This is a genomic window from Pseudomonas sp. A25(2017), assembly GCF_002001065.1.
In the GTDB taxonomy this organism is placed as follows: Bacteria; Pseudomonadota; Gammaproteobacteria; order Pseudomonadales; family Pseudomonadaceae; genus Aquipseudomonas; species Aquipseudomonas kilonensis.
Map to the genome: position 1 here is coordinate 20,430 of NZ_MUOA01000053.1, position 23,999 is coordinate 44,428.

Below are 23,999 nucleotides of genomic sequence, written 5' to 3' on the forward strand. Positions count from 1 at the left end.
GTCAGATCGCAGAGCCGAGTTGAAAGATGGGCAAGTACATGGCAACCACCAGGCCACCGACGACCACCCCCAGGACCACCATGATGAAGGGTTCCATCAGGCTGGTGAGGTTGTCCACCAGATTGTCCACCTCGGCCTCATAAAAGCTCGCCACTTTGTCGAGCATGTCGTCCAGCGCGCCGGATTCCTCGCCGATGGCGGTCATCTGGATCGCCAGGTTCGGAAAGATCCCTGAGGCGCGCATGGAAAAATTCAACTGCATGCCGGTCGAGACGTCCTGGCGGATGCGCTGCACGGCACGCTTGAATACCACATTGCCGGTGGCACCCGATACCGAGTCGAGGGCTTCGACCAGCGGCACGCCAGCGGCGAATGTCGTCGAGAGCGTGCGGGCATAGCGAGCCACCGCAGACTTGTACATCAAGGTACCTATCAACGGGAGCTTGAGCAGCCATGTGTCTCGCCAGTCACGAAACGCCTGGGAACGCTTGAGGGCATATTTCACCCCGAAAAAAGCCCCCGCCAAGCCGCCAAGCAGCATCCACCACCATTCCTGCATGAACTCCGACAGGCCGATGACCATCACCGTGAAGGCCGGCAGCTGCGCACCGAACCCGGAGAATACCGATTCGAACTGTGGCACCACCTTGACCAGCAGGATGCCGGTGACCACCGCTGCGACGAGTATCACCGCCGTCGGGTAGGTCATGGCTTTCTTGATCTTGGCCTTGAGGGCTTCGCTCTTTTCCTTGTAGGTCGCGACCCGGTCCAGCAGTGTGTCCAGGGCGCCGGCCTGTTCACCGGCGTCGACGAGGTTGCAGTACAGGTCGTCGAAATACTGTGGGCATTTGCGCAGCGAGGCGGCGAAGCTGTTGCCAGCGGCAACTTCCTGCTTCACCTGGTCCACCAGCTTGCGCATGTTGGCGTTGTCGAAGCCTTCGCCGATGATGTCGAACGCTTGCAGCAGCGGTACGCCAGCCTTGAGCATCGTGGCCATCTGGCGGGTGAAGAGGGCGATATCCAGCGGCTTGATGCGCTTGCCCTTGCTGAATATCGAGGTGGATTTCTTGCGCACCTTCTGCGGGTTGATGCCTTGTTTGCGCAGCTGTGCCTTGACCAGGGCCGGGCTCTGACCCGTCAGCTCGCCGGCCATTTTCGCGCCTTTGCGGTCTTTGCCTTCCCACGTATAGACGTCGGTTTTTACTGCCTTGACCGCCATGCTTAATCCTTGGTGACCCGGTTGATTTCTTCGAGGCTGGTGACGCCCTGCATCACTTTGAGCAGCCCCGACGTGCGCAGGTCATTGAAGCCGTCCTTGCGCATCTGCAGATCGATTTCCAGCGAGTTGCCCTCGGCCATGATCAACCGTTGCAGCTCGGGCGTGTTCTTGACCACTTCGTAAACCCCCACGCGCCCTTTGTAACCCTGGTTGCACTGTTCGCAACCGACCGGCTCATAGATCGTGAATGTGCCGATGCGTTCCCGGCTGAAACCTTCCTTGAGCAGGGTTTCTTCGGGAATCTCGATGGCTCTCTTGCAGTGGTTGCACAGCTTGCGCGCCAGCCGTTGGGCAATGATCAGGTGCACGGCGGTGGCGATGTTGAACCCCGGAATGCCCATATTCTGCAGGCGGATCAGGGTTTCGGCGGCGCTGTTGGTGTGCAGGGTGGAGAGCACCAGGTGCCCGGTCTGGGCGGCCTTGATGGCGATCTCGGCGGTTTCCAGGTCGCGGATCTCGCCGACCATGATCACGTCCGGGTCCTGGCGCAGGAACGAGCGCAGGGCCTGGGCGAAATCCAGCCCCTGGCGCGGATTCACGTTGACCTGGTTGATGCCTTCCATGTTGATTTCCACCGGGTCTTCGGCGGTGGAAATGTTGATGTCCACGGTGTTGAGGATATTCAGCCCGGTGTACAGCGACACGGTCTTGCCCGAGCCGGTCGGGCCGGTCACCAGGATCAGCCCTTGCGGTTGCTTGAGGGCGGCCATGTACAGGTCTTTCTGGTCCGGTTCGTAGCCCAGGGCATCGATGCCCATTTGTGCGCTGGACGGGTCGAGGATCCGGATCACCACTTTTTCGCCCCAGAGCGTGGGCAGGGTGTTGACCCGGAAATCGATGGACTTGGTTTTCGACAGGCGCATTTTCAGGCGCCCGTCCTGGGGTTTGCGCCGCTCGGAAATATCCAGGCTGGCCATGACTTTCAGGCGTGCGGCGATACGGCTGGCCAGTTGGATCGGCGGCCTGGCCACTTCTCGCAGCATGCCGTCGGTGCGCACCCGCACCCGGTAGATCTTTTCATAGGGCTCGAAGTGCAAGTCGGAAGAGCCACCCTTGATTGCGTCCAGCAGCATCTTGTTGACGAAGCGCACCACGGGCGCATCGTCGGTGTCCTGGCCGGCGATGGAGTCCTGCCTGGTGTCGTCGATCGATTCGATGTCCAGGCCGTCGAGGTCGACATCGCCCATGCCTTCCAGGCCGGTGCTGCTGGACTCGAAAAACTTTTCGATGGCGTCGCTGAGCTTGTCGTCCTCCACCAGGATGGCTTCGGTGGTCAGGCCGGTGCTGAATTGGATGTCGTTGATGGCCTGATGATTGGTGGGGTCGGAGATACCTACATACAGCTTGTTGCCACGCCGCCACAGCGGTAGGGCGTGGTGCTGGCGCACCAGTTTCTCGCTGACCAGGCCGGTGGGTTGGGTTTCCTTGTCGAGGCTGTTGAGGTCCAGCAGGGCAACGCCAAAATGCTCCGAAGCAATCTCCGCGACCTGGCGGCTCTGGACCAGTTTGTTCTGCACCAGGTAGCTGACCAGGGGGATGCGGCTGCGTTGGGCCTGTTGATACGCCTGTTGCGCACTTTGCTCGGTGAGCAGTTCGGCCAACACCAATTGCTTGGTCAGGCCGCTGAGGGCGATGTCATTCATGGGAATCCCGGCGGCGAACAATTCATGACTTATAGCCTAGTCAAGGCTTGGCGCCAAACCAGCGGGGCAGGGTGACAAAAAACGTCAGATAGTGCGGTTGTTGAGGTAGGACGTTGCCGTTGTGCGGGTTCAACCCCCTTTATTGATGAGGCTTGAGGGTTGGCATGTGCCCTGCAAAGGCCATTTCAGGTCATGAGATTTCGACTCATGCTACGGAGATATCTATGAGTAAGCAGAAGGGTTTTACGCTGATCGAACTGCTGATCGTCGTGGCGATCATCGGCATCCTGGCGACGTTTGCGTTGCCGCAATATTCCAGGTACCAAGCGCGGGCGAAGGCTACCGCCGGGCTGGGGGAAATCTCGGCGCTGAAGGTGGCGTACGAGGATCAGATGAATCAGGGCGTTACTCCAACGTTGGCCCTCATGAACGCCCCGACCACAACCAGCAACTGCACAGTTTCGGTAACAGGTACGGCTACGACGGCAGGCACCATCGTTTGTACCCTCCTGAACGCCCCTGCCTCCGTAGCAGGTAAGACGATCACCCTCAGCCGTGATGTCAACGGCGCCTGGACATGCGCATCCACCGCAGCCAAGGAATACCTGCCGACCGCTTGCCCTGGGACCTGATACTCGCGCGGCGAGGGGGGCCGCTCCCTCGCCGTGCAAACCGTTCTTGATTTATCGGCTTAGCGGCAAGGCAGGATCGGCATGTTGCATGTTGAAAATGGGAGGCTCATGCAATTTGCATGATTCTGAATTTCACCGTTTCGCTTAACTGATTGATTTATAAAGTATTAATTAGTTTCTTAAAACTGGCACAACCTTCGCACTACTCCTGATAACCCTGCCGGGATGCACCTCCGGCAGTTTTTGAGAAAAACAGGAGTTACTCGTATGAAGAAGTTCGCTATCACTGCCGCCGCTGCTACCGCTCTGACCCTGACCATGGCTAGCGCATTCGCCGAGACCACTCAAGCAACTCAGGCGCCAATGATGCTGGCTGCAGGCGAAGTGACAGAGGCCAAGGAAGACGTTTCCGATACCTGGATCACCACCAAGGTCAAAGCTGATCTGGTCACTGAAAAAGGCATTCCAGGCACAGATATCAAAGTCGAAACCAACAAAGGTGTTGTGTCCCTGTCTTCGATGACCAAAGTCACTGATGCACAAAAAGACACCGCTGTGGCAATCGCCAAGAAAATCAAAGGCGTCAAGGCCGTATCGGCTGACGGCCTGAAAGCCGAGTAAGGCCAAGACTTCTCGCCTGGACTGGGAGAAGGCGCGGCAAGCGGGCCAGGATATACGTTTGCCGTCGCTTTGGAGTTCATGCGAAAGGCCACACGGACGTGGCCATTACAGGCCCCCGGCATTCGTGTCGGGGGCCTGTTCTATTCTGGGGAGGGAAAGGTGCGGTGAAGTTTGTGGGGATGTCTGGGAAACCGAGTTGCGCTTTTCGCGAGCAGGCTCGCTCCCACATTTAAATGCGTTCGGCCTGAAGAGGCACGTTCCACTGTGGGAGCGGGCTTGCTCGCGAAGGCGGCGGCACAATCAACACACATACCAGCTAGTTGTGTAGTGGCCCGGTCACCGCCCCCGCTTGCTGGTGATCTGCACCAGCCGATTCCCCTCGAAACGCAGGTACTGATACATGCCGCTGTTGGGGCCGTAGGTCCATTCTTCCACCGGGTATTCCTCCCGGCGATTGACACTGCGCTTGTAGCCCAGGTCATCCCGCGCCGCTGGCTGACCGCACTTTTGCAGCACTTCGCTCGAGCGGTCGCCGACGCTGATCAACTGGCTGCCGCAGCGCAGCGTGTCGGCAGCCGCGGCCTGGCCGGCGGCTAGCAATAGACAGAGCCCGAACCAGGGTTTCATCTTATTCGGCATCCAGATGCATCGGGGTAATCACCCGGCCATCGCTCTCGGCCTGGCCGAGGCTGGCGTCGATGAAATACACGCGGTCGTCGGCCAACTGGCCTTTGTCTACCAGGAAGTCCTTGATGCTGCTGGCCCGTTCCTGGCCCAGTTGACGCAACAGCACGTCGCTGCCGCTCCAGAACTTGATCACGCCTTCACGCAGTTTCTCGATGCGCGCCTTTTTGTCCAGTTGCGTCCATTCGGCCGGCGGTTGGGTCTTGAGGCGGGTGCGGTAGATGCCTTCGAGCAGCGGCGCCTTTTCGTCCTCGGGCACCTGTATCAGCGAGGCCTGGGCCGGGACTTTGTCGCCCCGACGCTGCAGCATCTTGTAGTAGTTGTACTGGTACTCGCGCTCCAGGCGCTGGGCGGCGAGCAACGGACCGTCGCTGCTTTCGGCGGCGGTGCCTTCGATCTCCAGGCGCAGCTCCGGACGTTTGCCAAGGGCTTCGGACAGTTTGAGCAGTGTGCCTTCGTTGTCCTTGCTCAGGTCGCTGGAGCCCGGCGCAAACGCGACGCTGCCCAGATCTTCCGAGCCGCCACCGGCCACCAGCCCACCGATAAGCTTGAACGGCGCCTGGGCCGCGCGGACCACCAGGTTGCGCAGGGTCTGCCAGACGATTGGCATGACACTGAATTGCGGGTCGTTGAGATCGCCGGAAACCGGTAGTTCGATGGAAATCCTGCCCTCGGAATCCTTCAGCAATGCGACGGCCAATTTGAGTGGCAGGCTCACGGCGTCCGGGCTGTCGACTTTCTCACCCAGTTGCAGTTGCTCGACCACCACTTTGTTCTCCGCCTGGAGCTTGCCCTGGGTGATCCGGTAATGCAGGTCGAGATTGAGCCGACCCTTGCGGATGCGATAGCCGGCGAACTTGCCGGAGTAGGGGGTCAGGGTGGTCAGCTCGACCCGTTTGAAACTGGTGGCGATGTCGAGGCTGGCCATCGGATCGAAGGGGTTGACCGCCCCCTTGATGGTGACAGGCGCGTAACGGTCGACCTTGCCCTTGATGTCGACGCTGGCCGGTTTGGCCTGGCGGCTGTCGATGGTGCCGATCTGGCCGTTGAGCTGCTGGACGGCGGTGGCGAAATTGGGCGTCAGGCTGAAGTCGGCGAAGTTGGCCGAACCGTCATTGATGGTGATGCCGCCGATGTGGATACCCAGCGGTTTTTCCTGGGACGCCGGTTTTGCCGCAGTTTTCTTGGTGCCGCTGTCGGCCGGTTGCGGAATCAGCAGGTCATCGACGTTGGTGGTGCGGTCGTCGTTGATCATGAAGCGCGCGTAAGGCTGGAACAGGTTGACCTTGTCGATGGACAGGCTGTCACCGTGCTGATAGTTCAGGCCTTCGAGGACCAAGCGCTGCCACTTGAGGAAGTCACGGGTCTTGAGCGTGTCGAGGGTGTGCAACTGATCGACCTGGGCGCGGCCGGTGACGGCAAATGCCAGTGGCTCGGTGCTTTTGAGGTCGACTGCCAGGTCGCTGCCGAGCATCCCGGAGCGCAGCTCCAGGCGAATGAACGGGTTGATGTACGACTGGGCGACGCGCAGGTCGACGTCCTGGGTCTTGACCTTGAGCTTGGCGGTGATCGGGTTCAGGTTGACCTCGCCGTCGGCGAGGATCTTGCCCTGCTTGCCTATCCCGGTGTCCAGCTTGAGGGTAAAGGGTGAGCCGTTGAGGGTGTCGTAGTTCTGCAGGTCGAGGTTCAGCGGGCCGACCTCCAGTGCCACGGCGGGCTGGGCCTGACGGTCAGCCAAGTGCACCTTATAGTCGCGTAGCTGCACGTCCTTCAACATCACCTGCCATGGTTTGCTGGGCGGTGCCGGTTCAGCTTTTGGCGAGTCGGCCGCCGCCGGGGCAGATGCCGGCTCAGCCTTGACCGGCGGTTTGGCCGGCTGGCTGGCGAAGAGTTTCTGCCAGTCCAGTTGCCCGTCCGCCTCGCGAGCGGCCCAGGTTTCCAGCTTCTGGCTGCGGATCTTGCCCACGATAACTTGCTGCTTGGCCAGGTCCACCGAGGTTTCACTCACGTCCAGGCGTTCGAGCTTCACCAGTGGACGGCCATCGGGGGCCTTGATGGCGAAGGGCGCGACACTGACCGCGACGTTGTTGAGCAGCAGCTCGGTGCCTTTGGCCAGGTTGAGTTTGTAGTCGGTGCTGAGGTTCAGGACACCGTTTTCCAACACCAGCGGTACGGCGTCGCGCACGTAGGGCCAAAAGGCTTTCATCTGGCCGTCGGTGACTTTGAGCGTGCCTTGGGAGGCAATCGGGGTGAGGCTGAAATTACCGGTCCAGTCGATCTGTCCGCCGTTGGGACCTACCGCCACCAGCGTCATGTCGGCATTGTCGTCGGGCAGGGTGCTGAGGTTCTTCAGCTCGAAATCGAGGGTGTCGTAGAGAAACTCAATGGGCTCGCTGGGGCGCAGGTCCTGGAAATGCACATAACCGCCGGCCAACTTGATTCGATCGACCCGCAGGGGGAACGGCTTGGCCTCGGGGGTGGCGGGCGTCGGTTCGCTGGCCGGCAGCTTGAACAGGCCCAGCAGGTTCAACTGACCGTCCTTGGCGAACACCACTTCGGTCTTGGGCTTGTCCAGCTCGATGTCGACCAGGTGCAGGGCGCCGGACCACAAGCTGTCGAGTTGCAAATTGGCGTACAGCCGTTCGAAGCCGACCTGTTCCTTGCCCGGTTCGCCGATATTCAGGCCCCAGAGGGTGACTTCAAGGCTGAAGGGATTGAGTTCGATGCGCTGGATCTGGGCCGGGACCGTCGCAAGGGCGGCTAATTGCTGGTTGGCGATGCGCAAGGCGATGCCCGGCAAAATCAGAAAGCCCAACAGACTGTAGAGGGCCAGTGCGGTCAACAGAGCGCCGATGGCGCGAATCAATCCTTTGGGCATGTGCGGCTTCATCTTGGTGTGAATTCGGAATGCCTTGGAGTATGGCATGCGTTTACGGTTCCGAAGCCACTGTGATTTATGAGATTTGTCTGGTTTTCTCGGTGAGAATTCCGACGCGGGCCTAGAGCTGGAGGATCAGCGTCTTGAGTGGTGGCTGCTGGTCCCGGGAGGGGAAATCGCTGCCGGGCGTCAGCACGCTCCACTCGCGCACCGGGCGGCCGGCCTTTTCCGCGCAACGCAGCACTTGTTCGCGCCAGTCGTCCATGGGCACTTTTGCCAGGTTGTTGCAGCAGATCAGCACGCCATTGTCGGCGGTGGTGAGCAGCGCCGGTTTCAGCAGGCTTTGGTAATCGCGCAACAGGTCGACGGTGCCGAACGCACTTTTCGCCCAGGCCGGTGGATCGAGCAGCACCAGGTCGTACTGGCGTTGCTCCAGGCGCACGTAGCTGGGCAGTTTCTGCCCGCGCCGCTGGCTGATGGGCAGGCCGGCCAGTTGGCGAATCGCCGGAAAGTAATCCGACTGCACGAATTCCATCGGCGGCAAATCGGGGTTGAGCAGACCGTTTTCGCGGCCCACCGCCAGGTTGCCTTCGGCGAAGTCCAGGTTGCACACCTCCCGCGCACCACCGGCCGCGGCGCTCAGGCCGACGCCGCAGGTGTAGGCGAACAGGTTCAGCACGCTTTTGTCGCGGCTGTGTGCCTTGACCCAGCCCCGGGCGTTGCGCAGGTCGAGAAACAGCAGTGGATCCTGCCCGGCATGGCGACCGCGGACGCGATAATTCAAGCCCCATTCATGCCCGACCAGGTCTTGCAGGGCGGCCTCGTCCGCCTGATAGACGGTGTCCTGGCGGTCGACACGCGAATTGCCCCGGGCGCGATCGTTGTAGACCAAGAGAGTGTCCAGGCCCAGCCGTTCGTTGACGATGCCGTGCAGTTGCAGCAGGTCGTCGCGCTCCAGCGACTGGTGGAAGCTCTGCACCAGCAGTTGCGGGCCGTAGCGGTCGATGGTCAGGCCGGGGGCGCCTTCCTGGCTGCCATGGAACAGGCGATAGCAGTCGGTGCCTTGCTGGTGCAGTTGGCCGAGCAGCTCCTGGCGCTGGTCGAGGGCGGCGCGCAGCGCCTGATTCAAGGAAGACATGCCGGGCGCGCCTTAGAGAAATGAGGCGCGGGAGTTTAGCAGTTCTGTAAACACGGGTATTGCATACAGATGTGAGCTAGTCCCCCTAATGGCCAGGTGCTTTGTGGGAGCAAGGCTTGCCCGCGATGCAGGCGATGCGGTCTTTCAGAAATCGAGGTGCCTGTTTCGCGAGCAAGCTTTGCTCCCACAGTCCTGCGGCGCAAGGACTCGATGCCTCAGGGGAACCGAGTTGTTTGGCTTAGCGATTGAGGCGCTTGTCGATCAACCCCTCCACCACACTGGGATCGGCCAGGGTCGAGGTGTCGCCGAGGCTGTCGAGTTCGTTGCAGGCGATCTTGCGCAGGATGCGCCGCATGATCTTGCCCGAACGGGTCTTGGGTAGCGCCGGTGCCCACTGGATCAGTTCCGGTTTGGCGAAGCTGCCGATTTCCTTGCTGACGTGGGCCAGCAGTTCCTTCTTCAACTCGTCATTGGCCTCGACCCCGTTCATCGGCGTGACAAAGGCATAGATGCCCTGGCCCTTGAGGTCGTGGGGGTAACCGACGACGGCGGCTTCGGCAATGTTGTCGTGCAGTACCAGGGCGCTTTCCACCTCGGCGGTGCCGATGCGATGCCCGGAGACGTTGATCACATCGTCGATGCGCCCGGTGATCCAGTAATCGCCGTCTTCGTCGCGGCGCGCCCCATCACCAGTGAAGTAATAACCGGGGTAGGGCTTGAAGTACGTGTCGACCATGCGTTGATGATCGCCGTAGACGCTGCGAATCTGCCCGGGCCAACTGGATTTGATCGCCAGTACGCCGCTGCCGGGGCCATTGATTTCCTTGCCCACTTCATCCAGCAAGACCGGTTGCACGCCGAACATCGGCCGGGTGGCGCAGCCTGGCTTGAGCCGTGGGGCACTCACCAACGGGCTGAGCATGATGCCGCCAGTCTCGGTCTGCCACCAGGTATCGACAATTGGGCAGCGCTGTTCGCCGACCACGTTGAAATACCATTCCCACGCTTCCGGGTTGATCGGCTCACCGACGGTGCCGAGCAATCGCAGGCTTTTGCGCGATGTTTCCTGCAACGGTCCGGGCCCTTCGCGCATCAACGCGCGCAGGGCGGTCGGCGCGGTGTAGAAGATGTTGACCTGATGCTTGTCGATCACCTGCCAGAAACGCGAACTGCTCGGGTGGCTCGGCACGCCCTCGAAGATCAGCGTGGTGGCGCCATTGGCCAGCGGGCCATAGACGATGTAGCTATGGCCGGTGACCCAGCCGACATCGGCGGTGCACCAGAACACTTCGTTGTCGCGGTAGTCGAGCACGTACTTGAACGTCATCGCCGCTTGCAGCAGATAGCCGCCCGTGGTGTGCAGCACACCCTTGGGTTTGCCAGTGCTGCCGGAGGTGTAGAGGATGAACAGCGGGTCTTCGGCGTCCATCGGTTCGGGTGGGCAATCGTCGCTGATGTCATGCATGGCCTGGTGGTACCAGAGGTCACGACCTTCAACCCAGTCCACCTCGCCCTGGGTGCGCTCGACCACCAGCACGGTGCTGACGTTCGGACAGCTTTCCAGGGCCTTGTCGACGTTACGCTTGAGCGGTACGAAGCGCCCGCCGCGGACACCTTCGTCAGCGGTGATCACGGTGCGGCAATCGGCGTCGAGGATCCGGTCGCGCAGGGAGTCCGGTGAGAAACCACCGAACACCACCGAATGCACCGCGCCGATGCGGGTACAGGCGAGCATGGCGTAGGCGGCCTCGGGGATCATCGGCATGTAGATGCAGACCCGGTCGCCTTTCTTCACACCACGGCTTTTCAGCACGTTGGCCAGGCGGCACACATGGTTGTGTAGTTTTTTGTAGGTGATTTCTGCCGATTCGGCGGGGTCGTCGCTTTCCCAGATGATTGCCGTCTGGTCGCCGCGCGTTTCCAGGTGACGGTCGATGCAATTGGCGCTGACGTTCAGCTTGCCACCGGCGAACCAGGTCGCGTCGCCGTTCTTGAGGTCATAGCGCTGGACGGTTTGCCAGGGCGTCATCCAGTCGAGAAAGCGCGTGGCCTGCTCGGCCCAGAAGGCGCTGGGGTGTTCGATGGATTCTTTGTAGAGCCGCTTGTACTCGTCCTGACTCAGTTGCGCAGCCCGGCGGACGGCATCGGCTTGGGGGTACTGGCTGATATCGAACATGACGGTTCCTTATTCTTGTTTTGCGACAAGATATAAAGATGCGCCCAGTAGCCAGAGGGTTCAAGTCATGCACAAAGCAACTGTGTGCGAGCTTGGTGGGAGCAAAGCTTGCTCGCGATGACGGCGTCACATTCAACAGATAGGTTGATGTCAGACCGCTATCGCGAGCAAGCTTTGCTCCCACAAGGCTCGCTCCCACAGGGATCAGCGGTGAGCTGTGGGAGCGGGGGGACGATCAGCCGCGATGACGCCCGCGGAAGTAGTTGATCAAGCCCTGGGTCGAAGCATCTTCGGCCGGGTTTTCTTCACTGCCCACCAGGCGGTTGTAGACGCCCTTGCCCAACTCCTTGCCCAGTTCCACGCCCCATTGGTCGAAGGCGTTGATGCCCCAGACCACGCTCTGCACGAACACCTTGTGTTCATACAGCGCCACCAGCGCGCCGAGGCGACGTGGGCTGATGCGTTCGACCACCAGGGTGTTGCTCGGACGGTTGCCCGGGATCACCTTGTGGGAGGCCAGTTTCTGCACCTCTTCTTCGCTGGCGCCCTTGTCCCGCAGCTCGGCTTCGGCTTCGGCGCGGGTCTTGCCGAGCATCAGTGCCTGGCTCTGGGACAGGCAGTTGGCGTACAGCCACTGGTGATGATCGGAAACCGGGTTGAAGCTGACGATCGGCACGATGAAGTCGGCCGGGATCAACTGGGTGCCCTGGTGCAGCAACTGGTGGTAGGCGTGCTGACCGTTGCAGCCAACGCCGCCCCAGATCACTGGGCCCGTGTCGGTCGACACCGGCGTACCGTCCAGGCGCACGCTCTTGCCGTTGGATTCCATGTCCAACTGCTGCAAATGCTTGGTGATGTTACGCAGGTAGTGGTCGTACGGCAGGATCGCATGGCTCTGCGCGCCCCAGAAGTTGCCGTACCACACGCCCAACAGCGCCAGCAGCACCGGCATGTTCTGCTCGAACGGGGCGCTCTGGAAATGCTGGTCCATGGAATAGGCGCCGGAGAGCAACTCCTTGAAGTTCGACATGCCGATGGCCAAGGCGATCGGCAGGCCGATGGCCGACCACAGCGAGTAGCGCCCGCCGACCCAGTCCCACATCGGGAAGATGTTTTCTTCACGGATGCCGAAGGCCACGGCGGCGGCGTTGTTGCTCGATACCGCGATGAAGTGGCGATACAGCTCCGCTTCGGAGCCACCCTGGGCCAGGTACCAGGCGCGGGCGGCTTGGGCGTTCTTCAGGGTTTCGAGGGTGTTGAAGGATTTCGACGAGACGATGAACAACGTGGTCTCGGCGCGCAGCTTCATGGTCAGTTCATGGAACTCACTGCCGTCGATGTTCGCCAGGTAGTGGCAGCGAACGCCTTTTTGCGCGTAGGACAACAGTGCTTCGGACACCAGCTCCGGGCCGAGGAAAGAACCACCGATGCCGATGTTTACCACGTCGGTGATGGGCTTTTCGGTGTAGCCGCGCCACAGGCCGTCGTGAATGCGGCCCACCAGGTCGGTGATCTGGTTCAGCACTTTGTGCACGTCCGGCATCACGTTGACGCCGTTGACCAGCAACTTGTCGCCCACCGGCCGACGCAGGGCGGTGTGCAGGGCAGGGCGGTTTTCCGAGGCGTTGACGATTTCGCCTTCGAACAGCGACTTGATCGCGCCCTTGAGGTCGACTTCGTTGGCCAGGCCCACCAGCAGGTCGCGGGTCTGGGTGTTGATCAGGTTTTTCGAGTAGTCGAGAAACAGGCCACAGCTCGACAGGGTGAATTGAGTGAAACGCTGCGGATCGGCATTGAACGCTTCGCGCATGCTGAAATCCTGCATGGCTTTGCGGTGGTCATTCAGCGCTTGCCAGGCTGGCAGAGCGGTCACGTCATGAGGGGTTCGGTAATACGCCATCGCTGCGGGTTTCCTTTTTACTTGAACGGCCTTTTGTACACTAAAAATTCCGACGCGGCTCGAGGTGGGCGTCCGGACACTGCATCGACACGATCGCCGGACGCAGGGCGACTACAGTAAACCTCGTGTTGCGATCTGTCTTGGCTTTGTCTGACCGATTCCCGGTACTTTTTTATACAGCAGGGGGCGGGAATGGTTCGCTGTGGGAGCAAAGCTTGCTCGCGATTGCAATGGACCCGTTGCATGGATGTCGCCTGACACACTGCTATCGCGAGCAAGCTTTGCTCCCACAGGCTTGTACACAGATATCGTTCGGGTTCGATCAGGCGAGCTGCACCGGAATCGCATTGCTGGTGTGGCTCAGTTCATTGCCCGGGGCCATGTACAGCATGCGGGGCTTGAAGTTGACCAGTTCGGCTTCGCTGTAGTGGGCGTAGGCGCAGATGATGACGCGGTCACCGACCTTGGCCTTGTGCGCTGCGGCACCGTTCACCGAGATCATCCGCGAACCTTCCTCGCCACGGATGGCGTAGGTGGTGAAGCGTTCGCCGTTGTCGACGTTGTAGATCTGGATCTGTTCGTATTCGCGGATCCCCGACAGGTCCAGCCATTCACCATCAATGGCGCAGGAGCCTTCGTAATCGAGCACGGCGTGGGTGACTTCGGCGCGGTGCAGCTTGGCCTTGAGCATGATGGCATGCATGAATGTTTCCTCTGGTCGGGTCCGAACGGCGGGCAGTCTGCCTGAAGGCTTGTGGGGCGGCAATACGCGAGGGATTTGCAAGTGCAGTCTGTATGTGGGAGCAAAGCTTGCTCGCGATGACGGGGTCAAATTCGACACGTATGCCGAATATCAGGCCGCTATCGCGAGCAAGCTTTGCTCCCACAAGGCCAATTCCCAGATTGGGACGGGTGTGGGTTTAGGCGGGGGTGTCGAGGTCTAGGTGCAGGTTGTCGATCAGGCGCGTGGTGCCCAGGAAGGCCGCCACCAGAATCACCAGGTCACGGTCCTCGCTCAATGCCGGACGCAAGGTCTTGGCGTGACGGATTTCCAGGTAGTCGGGACGCAGGCCGGCGGCTTCGAGTTGCTTGAGCTGCTCGTCGATCAGTGCCGGGAAATCTCGTCGGCCCTGTTTGATGGCGTCGGCGATCTGGCTCAGGACGCGATAGACCACGGGCGCGACGGCACGTTGATCCGGGCTGAGGAAGCCGTTGCGCGAGGACAGTGCCAGGCCGTCCTCGGCGCGAACGGTCGGCTCGCCGATGATCTGGATCGGCATGTTCAGGTCATGGACCAGTGCGCGGATCACCGCCAGTTGCTGGAAGTCTTTCTGGCCAAACACCGCCAGGTCAGGCTGGACCATGTTGAACAGTTTACTGACCACCGTCGCCACACCCTCGAAATGCCCTGGACGGCTGGCGCCGCACAAGCCTTCGGACAATTGCGGGACGCTGACCCGGGTCTGCCCGGCCATGCCGTCGGGGTAGATCTCTTCGACGCTGGGCGCGAACAGCAGATGGCAGCCGGCCTGGAGCAGTTTCTCCTGGTCGGCCGCCAGGGTGCGGGGGTATTTGTCCAGGTCTTCGCCAGCGCCGAATTGCAGCGGATTGACGAAAATGCTCGCCACCACGAAGTCGGCCCGTTGCGTGGCCTTGGTGACCAGCGCCACATGACCGCTGTGCAGGTTGCCCATGGTCGGCACGAAGGCGATGCGTTTGCCTTCGCCGCGGGCACGGGCCACGGCGGCTCGCAGTTCGCGTACGGTTTTGACGGTGTTCATGCAGAAAACCCGTGCTCGGCGCCAGGAAAGGTTACGGCCTTGACTTCGGCGACGTAGGCACTCAAGGCGCCCTGGATGGACGTCTGCCCGGCCATGAAGTCCTTCACGAACTTGGGCACGCGACCGGTGATCGACAGGCCGAGCATGTCGTGCAGCACCAGCACCTGGCCATCGGTGGCGTGGCCGGCGCCGATCCCAATCACCGGGATCTTCACCGCCTGGGTGATTTCTTCCGCCAGCTCGCTGGGCACGCATTCGAGCAGCAACATCGCCGCACCAGCCTGCTCCAGCGCAATTGCATCGGCGCGCATCTGCCGTGCCTGGTTCTCATTGCGACCCTGGACCTTGTAGCCACCGAAGATATTGACCGATTGTGGGGTCAGGCCCATGTGCGCGCATACCGGGATACCCCGCTCGGCCAGCAGCCGAATCGAATCGGCCAGCCACAACGCGCCTTCGACCTTGAGCATGTGGGCTCCGGCCTGCATCAGCATGGCGCTGTTGGTCATGGTTTGTTCGAGGGTGGCGTAGGCCATGAACGGCAGGTCGGCGAGAATCAGTGCATCGGTGTTACCGCGTTTGACGGCGGCCACATGGTAGGCCATCTCGGCGGTGGTCACCGGCAGCGTGCTGTCGTGACCTTGCAGCACCATGCCGAGGGAATCGCCCACCAGCAACACTTCGACACCGGCCTCATTGCAGGCGTGGGCGAAAGTTGCGTCATAGCAGGTCAGCATGGTGATTTTTTCACCTTTTTGCTTGAGACCTTGCAGCGTGGTCAGGGTAATAGCTGGCATGAAAAAGTCCTCATTAGGCGCTCGTGAATTACTGCAAGTAACGCGCATGATTCGTTATCGATACAGGCGCACCTTCTTATGTGTGGTGCTTGTAAGGCCTGGATTGCGCCCTTCAGCGCCGTATTGGCGGCAACGGGACGCCTATAGTCGTGAGGAGCACTCGGGAAGTCAATTGGATGTGTTACCGCCGGGTGTTACCGGGGTTACTGATGCGTTTCAGCGTAGAGGCGTGTCCCCGGCATGACGGTCCAGTACCGCATCCTGTGGGAGCAAAGCTTGCTCGCGATGGCGGTGGATCAGACGGCATGAATGTTCACTGGCCCACCGCAATCGCGAGCAAGCTTTGCTCCCACAAGAGGAACTGCGTCAGTGCGGCGGCAAGCGTTCCAGACCAACGAATGGGCACGCCGCGAGGAGATCCTTGAGTGAGCGCCCATCGGCCAGGCGCAGGTCGGCGGGTGCCAACTCGGCCAGTGGGTACAGCACAAAGGCCCGGGCTTGCATGTGGTAGTGGGGGACCTTGAGGCGAGGCTCGTCGATCAGGCGATCGCCGAACAGCAGGATGTCCAGATCCAGGGTGCGCGGGCCCCAGCGTTCCAGGCGTTCACGACCCTGTCCGGTTTCGATGGCTTGCAGCGCATCGAGCAGGTCCAGCGGTGCCAGGCGGCTGTCCAGCGCCGCCACCGCGTTGGTGTAGCGCGGCTGGCCGGGCAGCAGGGAATCACTTTGATAAAACGCCGAGACCCCCACCAGTTGGGTGTCGGGCAATTGCGCCAGCGCCTGGACGGCACTGCGCAATTGTTCGGTAGGTTCGGCCAGGTTGCTGCCCATGCCGATGTAGATGCGTTCCATCGATTACTCGCCCGATGCGCTCGGTACACCGGCACGCTTGCGCTTGGCACCGCTGCTGCGACGGCGCTTGCGCGGGCCGCTGGCGCCGTCATCCTTGCCGCTGAGCTCGCGAATCATGTCGCGGCGCTCGCTGTCGTTGGCGTCCTGGTAATCGGTCCACCATTCACCCAGGCCATCGGTCTGCTCGCCCGCGCTTTCACGCAGCAGCAGGAAGTCGTAGCCGGCGCGGAAACGCGGGTTGTCCAGCAGCAGGTCGGCACGTTTACCGCTGCGCCGTGGCAGGCGTTCTTGCATGTCCCAGATCTCGCGGATCGGCATCGTGAAGCGTTTGGGGATGGCGATGCGCTGGCACTGTTCGGCGATCAGCTCGTGGGCAGCTTCCTGCATCGCCGGGATCGGCGGCATGCCACGCTCTTGCAGGCGCAACACCCGGGCCGGCAGGGCAGGCCAGAGCAACGCGGCGAACAGGAACGCAGGTGTCACCGGCTTGTTCTGCTTGATGCGCAGGTCGGTGTTGATCAGGGCTTCGCTGATCAAGGTGTGGGTGTAGGTCGGGTTGTGCTCCAGGGCCTCGGCGCTGGCGGGGAACAGCGGATCGAACAGCTGCAGGTCCACGAGCATCTCGAAGGTGTCTGCGGCGTTGCCCGAGAGGAACAACTTGAGCACTTCCTCGAACAGGCGCGCCGAAGGGATTTCCCGCAGCATCGGCGCCAGTTCGCGAATGGGCACGGCGCTGTGTTTTTCGATGCCGAAGTCCAGCTTGGCGGCGAAACGCACGGCCCGCAGCATCCGCACCGGGTCTTCCTGGTAGCGCTGCTTGGGATCGCCGATCAGGCGGATCAGGCGATTGCGAATATCGTGTACGCCGTTGGCGTAATCGAGGATGCGTTCGCTGACCGGATCGTAATACAGGGCGTTGATGGTGAAGTCGCGGCGTTGCGCGTCTTCTTCCAGCGTGCCGTAGACGTTGTCGCGCAGGATGCGCCCGCTCTCGTTGCGGGAGGACTGGTTGCTGTCTTCCTCTTCATCGTTTTGCGGGTGATTGGCGCGGAAGGTCGCCACTTCGATGATTTCGCGACCGAAGTGGATGTGGACCAGCTTGAAGCGCCGGCCAATGATCCGCGCATTGCGAAATTCGGCCCGTATCTGTTCCGGCGTGGCGCTGGTGGCAACGTCGAAATCCTTGGGGGTGATGTTGAGCAGCATGTCGCGCACGCAGCCGCCGACCAGGTAAGCCTGGTAGCCGGCGTTCTGCAAGCGTTCGACGATGTTCACCGCATAACGGCTGAACTGGGCCTTTTGCAGTGAATGCTGGCCGCTGTTGAGCACTTCAGGCGTGCTGCGAATGTGTTGCGTACGACGCAAGGGAGAACGGAATGACTGGAACAGCTTCTTCAGCATGGGATGCACTGTTTGAAGGAATATTCGGCCAAAAACGAAGAATGACCGCATGATGGGCCGAGATTCTAGCATTTAGTCGAGGGATGGTGTAGGACGGAGCAGTTTAGAGCTGCAAGCTTCAGCGACAAGCCTTGTAGGCTGCAGGGAGGCGGAACGACAGAAACCACAAGGGGAGCCGAAGCTCCCCCAGAATTAGTTGCGTGCTCTGTTTTTATTATTGGTTTCGGGCTTCTTGTTTTTGTTGAGTGCCCGCGTCACGAGGTTTCCCTTCGTGACCCTCCCAATCGGGAGCCAAGAGCAAACGGATTGCTTTGATCGCTGTGTTGCAGTGATCTATCGATCCAACCAGTTCAGGCACCTGTCTTGAGACAGTTTTTATTGTTCTCGGCCTGGTTGTGGGGCAAGCCCCAAATACAACGCCTCTCCAAAAGAATCAGTTAGCTGCGCCTCTCGCCGTCTTGTTTTTATTGTGCGTGAGTCGATTCGTCTTATTTTTATTGTCTTTTGCATTGCTTGTTATTGTTCTTGTACCAAAGCTATAGCAGGGTGCGTGCCAACTTTTGCGAGGCCCAGAGAAACTGGGGGTTCTAGGGTTATAACCATTTTTTCGGGGCGAAAAAAAGCCGGGGTTTCGTTACCGTAAACCCCGGCTTCTGTTACGTGAAAAAGCTGAGGTAACAGTTTTTTCACATTCAGCGGTGTTACCCCCACACCTCAGCTTTCGCTGGTCGCACCGGTCTTGCGTCGTGGAATCCCCAGGCGCTGGCGACGTTCCCACAGGCACTTGCGGCTGACGCCCAGCTTGCGTGCCAGTTCGGTCTCGGTCATGTGGTCCTGGTGCTCCAGGACGAAGTGCTGGAAATAGTCTTCCAGGGACAGGTCTTCGGTGGGTTCGTGGCTGGTGTTGTTGGCAGCGCCGCCCTGTTGCGGGGCCAGGCCGATGAACTCTTCGTCGTCCAGGTCACTCAGTTCGATGTCGATGCCCAGCAGGTCGGCAGAGATTTCCGGGCTCTCGCACAGGATCACCGCCCGCTCGACCGCGTTTTCCAGCTCGCGAACGTTACCCGGCCAAGCGTAATGACGAATGGCCTGTTCGGCGTCCGGGGCGAACTTGAGGTCGGTGCGGTTGACCCGCGCGCTCTGGCGGGCCAAAAACGCCTGGGCGATTTCATTGACGTCCGCGCCGCGCTCGCGCAGGGCAGGGAGCTTCAAGGCGATCACGTGCAAGCGGTAATACAAGTCTTCGCGGAACTGGCCGATTTTCGCCAGGCTCTTGAGGTCGCGGTGGGTGGCCGCGATCAGGCGGACATCGACCTTCTGTGACTGCACCGAGCCGACCCGGCGGATTTCGCCTTCCTGAAGCACCCGCAGCAACCGCGCCTGGGCTTCCAACGGCAGCTCGCCGATTTCATCGAGGAACAACGTGCCGCCGTCCGCGGCTTCCACCAGCCCGGCCCGCCCGGCGCTGGCGCCGGTGAACGCACCTTTCTCGTGACCGAACAGTTCGGACTCGATCAGGCTTTCCGGAATCGCCGCGCAGTTCACCGAGATCATCGGCGCCTTGGCCCGGCGTGACAGGTTGTGCAGGGCACGGGCTACCAGCTCCTTGCCGGTACCGGACTCGCCCTGGATCAGGACATTGGAGTCGGTTGGCGCCACTTTGCGGATCTTGCTGTACAGGTCCTGCATGGGCGGGCAGGAACCGATGATGCCAATTTCGCCATTATTGTTGCTGGCGCCGGCTTTCGCCGAGGCGCTGGCCTTGCCAGCGGGCTCCACCGGGTTGCTGGTCGCCGCCTGTCGGTCGCGCAGGATGCGGGCCACGGCCTGGAGCATCTCGTCGTGGTCGAACGGTTTGGCGATGTAGTCCACCGCGCCCATTTTCATGGAGTCGACCGCCGAGCGCAGGCTGGCGTAACTGGTCATGATCAGCACGGGGGTGCCCTGGCCGAGCTTGATCAGCTCGGTGCCCGGGGCGCCAGGCAGGCGCAGGTCGCTGACGATCAGGTCAAACGTGGGAATGCTGAAACGTTCTTGTGCTTCCTGCACTGAACCGGCTTCGCTGACCTGGTACTGGTTGCGTTCCAGCAGGCGGCGCAAGGCGGAGCGGATAATTGTTTCGTCTTCGACGATCAAAATGTGCGGCATTGATTCGATTCTCTCGACGGTCTCAGTTCACAGCGGACGTCGCTTCGACATGACGCGGCAAGGTCACCCGGATACGGGTGCCGCGTTGGCTTTGTACATCGGCCGGGCTGTCGATGGTGATTTGTCCATAATGCTCTTCAACGATGGAATAGACCAGTGCGAGGCCCAGACCGGTGCCTTCGCCAGGATCCTTGGTGGTGAAGAAAGGTTCGAACAATCGGTCCATGATGTTCTGTGGGATACCGCTGCCTTCGTCTTCGACGATCAGGTCGACCGTGTGTTCGAAGGCTTCACTCTTGACCCGCACCGCGCTGCCGGCCGGTGAGGCGTCCCGCGCGTTGGATAGCAGGTTGATCAACACCTGGGCGAGCCGCTGGGGGTCGCCATCGACCCAGTGATCCGGATCGCACAGGTTGAAGAATTGCACCTCGAAATTGCGCCGGTTGAGCGCCAGCAGACCAATGGCATCCTGGGCCACTTCGGCCAGACAGACGGGCTCATCGTTGTGCTGGTGGCCGCCGGCATGGGCGAAGCTCATCAGCGACTGGACGATGCGTGACACGCGCTTGGTCTGTTCGAGGATCTGGCCGCTGATTTCCGTCAGCTCGCCGTCATCCTCACGCTCTTCGCGCAGGTTCTGCGCCAGGCAGGCAATGCCGGTAATCGGGTTGCCGATTTCATGGGCCACCCCGGCGGCCAACCGGCCGATGCTTGCCAGTCGTTCGGAGTGGACCAGCTTGTCTTCGAGCATCTGGGTATCGGTCAGGTCTTCGACCAGCAGCACCAGGCCGCTGTTACCCGGTGCCAACGGCTCGTCGATCGCTGCCTTGTGCAGGTTCAGCCAACGGGTCTGGCCGTCGAGGGCCAGGTGCTGTTTGTGCAAGTGCTCGTCCGGCAGATCGATGAAGCCTTGCAGCAAGCCTTTCCACGGCTCGCCCAGGGTGCTCAGGCGGGAACCGACCACGCGCTGGGCCGCGATCCCGGTGAGTTCTTCCATGGCCTTGTTCCACATCAGGATTTCCTGATCCTTGGCCAGGGAGCACACGCCCATCGGCAGTTCCTGCAAGGTCTGGCGGTGGTAACGGCGCAAGGCGTCCAGTTCGGCGGCAAGGCCGGTGAGGCGCGAGTGGTAATCCTCGAGGCGGCTTTCGATGAAGTGAATGTCCTCGGTGACATAGTTCTCGCCGCCGGCCTTGTAGGGCAGAAAGGTTTCGACCATGTCCTGGGCCACGCTGGGGCCCATCAGGCCGGACAGGTTGGCCTCGATCCGGTCCCGCAGGCGTCGCAAGGCATACGGACGGCGCTCATCGAAAGGCAGGTAAAGGTCACGCAGGGCCTGTTCGACTTCCTTTTGCGCGGCCTTGGCGCCCAGGGGCTTGGCCAGTTGCGTGGCGAACTCCTGGGGCGAGGCGGCGTGCAGTTCGCGGCGCTGCGGGCGGCGGACGTTGTCCACGGCACAGGCTTCGGCGGCGCTGGCCTCTTCGCTGCTGGCGTTGGTGAACAGCGAGATCAGGGTGAACATCAGCACGTTCGCGGCCAGGGAGGCGATGGCCGCCATGTGCCAACTGGTGTCGTCGAGCACGTAGATCATGTTCAGCAGCGGAATATAGAAGCCCTGCAGGTTGCCCATCAGCGGCAACAGCATCGCGACCAGCCATACCAGGATCCCTGCCAGCAGACCGGCGATGAAGCCGCGGCGATTGGCGGTCGGCCAATACAGCACCGACAACACGCCGGGCAGGAACTGCAGGGTGGCGACAAAGGCGACGATGCCCAGGTTGGCCAGGTCCTGTCCCTCACCCAGCATCAGGTAGAAACCGTAGCCGGCCATGATGATCGCGACGATCAGCGCCCGCCGTGTCCATTTCAGCCAGCGGTAGATATTGCCTTCGGCCGGTGGCTGGTAAAGCGGCAGCACCAGGTGGTTGAGGGCCATGCCCGACAATGCCAGCGTGGTGACGATGATCAAGCCGCTGGCCGCCGACAGGCCGCCGACATACGCCAGCAACGCCAGGGCCTTGCTGTTGGCGGCGATGCCGATGCCCAGGGTGAAGTATTCCGGATTGGTACTGGCGCCCAGCTTCAGGCCGGCCCAGAGGATCAACGGTACCGCCAGGCTCATCAGCAGCAGGAACAGCGGCAGGCCCCAACTGGCGCTCACCAGCGAGCGCGGGTTGAGGTTTTCGGTAAAGGTCATGTGGTACATGTGCGGCATCACGATGGCCGACGCGAAGAACACCAGCAACAGCGTGCGCCATGGGCCTTCCTGCAAAGGCGTGTGCAGGGCGGCGAGGGCGGTCTGGTTCTGCAGCAGCCAAAGCTCAAGCTGCTGCGGGCCATCGAACACGCCATACAAGGCATAGAGGCCGACGCCGCCGATGGCGATCAGCTTGATCACCGATTCAAAAGCGATGGCGAACACCAGGCCTTCGTGCTTTTCCCGCGTGGCAATGTGCCGGGAGCCGAAGAAAATCGTGAACAGGATGATCAGCACACAGAAGCTCAACGCCACCCGGTGCTGCACCGGCTCGCGGGTCAGGATGCTGATGGAGTCGGCCACGGCCTGGATCTGCAGGGCCAGCAGCGGCAGCACCCCGACCAGCATGAAAATCGTGGTCAGTGCGCCGGCCCAGGTGCTGCGAAAACGAAAGGCGAACAGGTCGGCCAGCGACGACAGTTGGTAGGTGCGGGTGATTTTCAGGATCGGGTAGAGCAACACCGGCGCCAGCAGGAACGCCCCTGACACCCCCAGGTAACTGGAGAGGAAGCCATAGCCGTACTGGTAGGCCAGCCCGACGGTGCCATAGAACGCCCATGCGCTGGCATAGACACCCAGCGACAGGGTGTAGGTCAGCGGGTGGCGGATGATCGCCCGGGGGATCATGCCTCGTTCGCTGATCCAGGCTACGCCGAACAGCACGGCCAGGTAGGCGGCGCTGATCAGGATCATCTGGGTCAGGCTAAAGCTCATCGGCATCTTTTTGGCTCTGCAGGATGAAGGTCACGACAATCAGGATCAGCCAGAGCAGATACGGCCGATACCAGGCACCCGTGGCATCGATCCACCAATCCATGATGGCCGGGGAGAACAGATAAATCCCCACTACCAGGAGCAGGACCAAGCGATAGATATACATCCCGGCCTCTCTAATTTATGCGCGTGCCCAAAAAACGTGCGGCGATGGTAACGGATGGGCGCCAAGCTGCAAGGGCCGTCAACGTATTTGCGCTTCGGGCAGGCTCAGTGTGCGCGGGATCTTGCCCGCGTCCCAGTGGCGAATGCCCCAGGCCAGCAGTTCCCGTGGGCTGGCATCGACCCGTTCGAGGCCCGGTTGCTGGCCCAGCGCGCGCAACGCCCGTAACAACAATGGCGTGGCCTGATCGCCTGCCAGGGGCGGTGAGCGGTAGGATTTACCGAGCTTGTGCCCGTCGGGCTGGGTGATCAGCGGCACGTGCAGGTAACGCGGTTGCGGCAACCCAAGCAGTTCTTGCAGGTAGAGCTGGCGTGGCGTGGAGTCCAGCAGGTCGGCGCCGCGCACGATATCGGTCACCCCTTGCCAGGCGTCGTCCAGGACCACGGCCAGTTGATAGGCGTAGAGCCCGTCGCGGCGGCGGATCACGAAGTCGCCGACCTCGCGGCCCAGGTGCTGTCGGAACTCGCCCTGGACCCGGTCGGTGAAGTGGTACTCAAGCTCGGGGACGCGCAGGCGGATGGCGGCGTCCTCGGTGCTGTGCCCGGCGTTGCGGCACAGCCCCGGATAAATGCCCTGGTACGCTTCCAGTTGTTTGCGCGAACAGGTGCAGGCGTAGGCCAGGCCCTGGCTGAACAGCCGGCTGATCACCTGATCGTAGGCGTCATGGCGCTCGCTCTGGCGAATCATCTCGCCGTCCCATTCGAACCCGTAGCTTTCCAGTGCCTTGAGAATCGCCGTTTGCGCGCCCGGTTCTTCCCGCGGAGGGTCAAGGTCTTCCATGCGCAGCAACCAACGCCCGCCCACGGCGCGGGCATCCAGGTACGACGCCAGGGCGGCGACCAGCGAACCGAAATGCAAATGGCCGCTGGGGGTGG

18 protein-coding genes are annotated in these 23,999 nt (G+C 61.3%); 2 read left to right on the top strand and 16 right to left on the bottom strand.

The window, feature by feature from the left end:
- Position 1: 1 nt before the first annotated feature.
- Positions 2-1,219, bottom strand: coding sequence for a type II secretion system F family protein (locus B0E42_RS10590; protein WP_053181952.1), 1,218 nt, complete (start codon positions 1,217-1,219; stop codon positions 2-4).
- A gap of 2 nt (positions 1,220-1,221) precedes the next feature.
- Positions 1,222-2,922 (bottom strand): type IV-A pilus assembly ATPase PilB, encoded by a 1,701-nt coding sequence (gene pilB / locus B0E42_RS10595; RefSeq protein WP_018609265.1) that lies wholly within the window; start codon positions 2,920-2,922, stop codon positions 1,222-1,224.
- A 224-nt stretch (positions 2,923-3,146) separates the two neighbouring features.
- Here pilB and B0E42_RS10600 point away from each other — a divergent pair, with 224 nt between their 5' ends.
- Positions 3,147-3,554 carry a pilin gene (locus tag B0E42_RS10600; RefSeq protein ID WP_053181950.1) on the top strand — a complete coding sequence of 136 codons (408 nt, stop codon included), beginning with the start codon at positions 3,147-3,149 and terminating at the stop codon, positions 3,552-3,554.
- A 267-nt stretch (positions 3,555-3,821) separates the two neighbouring features.
- Positions 3,822-4,175 (top strand): BON domain-containing protein, encoded by a 354-nt coding sequence (locus B0E42_RS10605; RefSeq protein ID WP_003205664.1) that lies wholly within the window; start codon positions 3,822-3,824, stop codon positions 4,173-4,175.
- Positions 4,176-4,511: 336 nt separating this feature from the next.
- Here the strand turns inward: B0E42_RS10605 and B0E42_RS10610 are convergent, their stop codons facing one another.
- The 14 genes from B0E42_RS10610 to gluQRS all read right to left on the bottom strand — a co-directional run.
- Positions 4,512-4,802 carry a DUF2845 domain-containing protein gene (locus tag B0E42_RS10610; RefSeq protein ID WP_018609270.1) on the bottom strand — a complete coding sequence of 97 codons (291 nt, stop codon included), beginning with the start codon at positions 4,800-4,802 and terminating at the stop codon, positions 4,512-4,514.
- Position 4,803: 1 nt separating this feature from the next.
- Positions 4,804-7,737 (bottom strand): DUF748 domain-containing protein, encoded by a 2,934-nt coding sequence (locus B0E42_RS10615; protein WP_174599575.1) that lies wholly within the window; start codon positions 7,735-7,737, stop codon positions 4,804-4,806.
- A gap of 121 nt (positions 7,738-7,858) precedes the next feature.
- Positions 7,859-8,875, bottom strand: coding sequence for a class I SAM-dependent rRNA methyltransferase (locus tag B0E42_RS10620; protein ID WP_046065030.1), 1,017 nt, complete (start codon positions 8,873-8,875; stop codon positions 7,859-7,861).
- Positions 8,876-9,113: 238 nt separating this feature from the next.
- Complete coding sequence (gene acs / locus B0E42_RS10625; protein WP_018609274.1) at positions 9,114-11,051, bottom strand: acetate--CoA ligase; 1,938 nt, start codon at positions 11,049-11,051, stop codon at positions 9,114-9,116.
- Positions 11,052-11,286: 235 nt separating this feature from the next.
- Positions 11,287-12,951, bottom strand: coding sequence for a glucose-6-phosphate isomerase (gene pgi / locus B0E42_RS10630; RefSeq protein ID WP_077506351.1), 1,665 nt, complete (start codon positions 12,949-12,951; stop codon positions 11,287-11,289).
- Positions 12,952-13,273: 322 nt separating this feature from the next.
- Positions 13,274-13,654, bottom strand: coding sequence for an aspartate 1-decarboxylase (gene panD / locus B0E42_RS10635; RefSeq protein ID WP_003205654.1), 381 nt, complete (start codon positions 13,652-13,654; stop codon positions 13,274-13,276).
- A 217-nt stretch (positions 13,655-13,871) separates the two neighbouring features.
- Complete coding sequence (gene panC / locus B0E42_RS10645; RefSeq protein ID WP_077506353.1) at positions 13,872-14,732, bottom strand: pantoate--beta-alanine ligase; 861 nt, start codon at positions 14,730-14,732, stop codon at positions 13,872-13,874.
- Complete coding sequence (gene panB, locus B0E42_RS10650; protein ID WP_018609283.1) at positions 14,729-15,529, bottom strand: 3-methyl-2-oxobutanoate hydroxymethyltransferase; 801 nt, start codon at positions 15,527-15,529, stop codon at positions 14,729-14,731. The genes panC and panB overlap by 4 nt, the downstream gene beginning before the upstream one ends.
- Before the next feature lie 366 nt (positions 15,530-15,895).
- Positions 15,896-16,381, bottom strand: coding sequence for a 2-amino-4-hydroxy-6-hydroxymethyldihydropteridine diphosphokinase (gene folK / locus B0E42_RS10655; RefSeq protein ID WP_053181940.1), 486 nt, complete (start codon positions 16,379-16,381; stop codon positions 15,896-15,898).
- Between the two features lie 3 nt (positions 16,382-16,384).
- Complete coding sequence (locus B0E42_RS10660) at positions 16,385-17,782, bottom strand: polynucleotide adenylyltransferase PcnB (RefSeq protein WP_018609287.1); 1,398 nt, start codon at positions 17,780-17,782, stop codon at positions 16,385-16,387.
- A 714-nt stretch (positions 17,783-18,496) separates the two neighbouring features.
- Positions 18,497-19,930, bottom strand: coding sequence for a sigma-54 dependent transcriptional regulator (locus B0E42_RS10665; RefSeq protein WP_024618746.1), 1,434 nt, complete (start codon positions 19,928-19,930; stop codon positions 18,497-18,499).
- 22 nt (positions 19,931-19,952) lie between these two features.
- The gene (locus tag B0E42_RS10670) at positions 19,953-22,907 is read right to left on the bottom strand and encodes a sensor histidine kinase (protein WP_024618745.1); all 2,955 of its coding nucleotides are present in this window, start codon (positions 22,905-22,907) and stop codon (positions 19,953-19,955) included.
- Complete coding sequence (locus B0E42_RS30025) at positions 22,891-23,067, bottom strand: hypothetical protein (protein ID WP_003176118.1); 177 nt, start codon at positions 23,065-23,067, stop codon at positions 22,891-22,893. Before B0E42_RS30025 ends, B0E42_RS10670 begins: the two co-directional genes overlap by 17 nt.
- Before the next feature lie 78 nt (positions 23,068-23,145).
- The coding region (gene gluQRS, locus B0E42_RS10675; RefSeq protein ID WP_077506355.1) for a tRNA glutamyl-Q(34) synthetase GluQRS at positions 23,146-23,999 on the bottom strand (854 nt) is incomplete at its 5' end.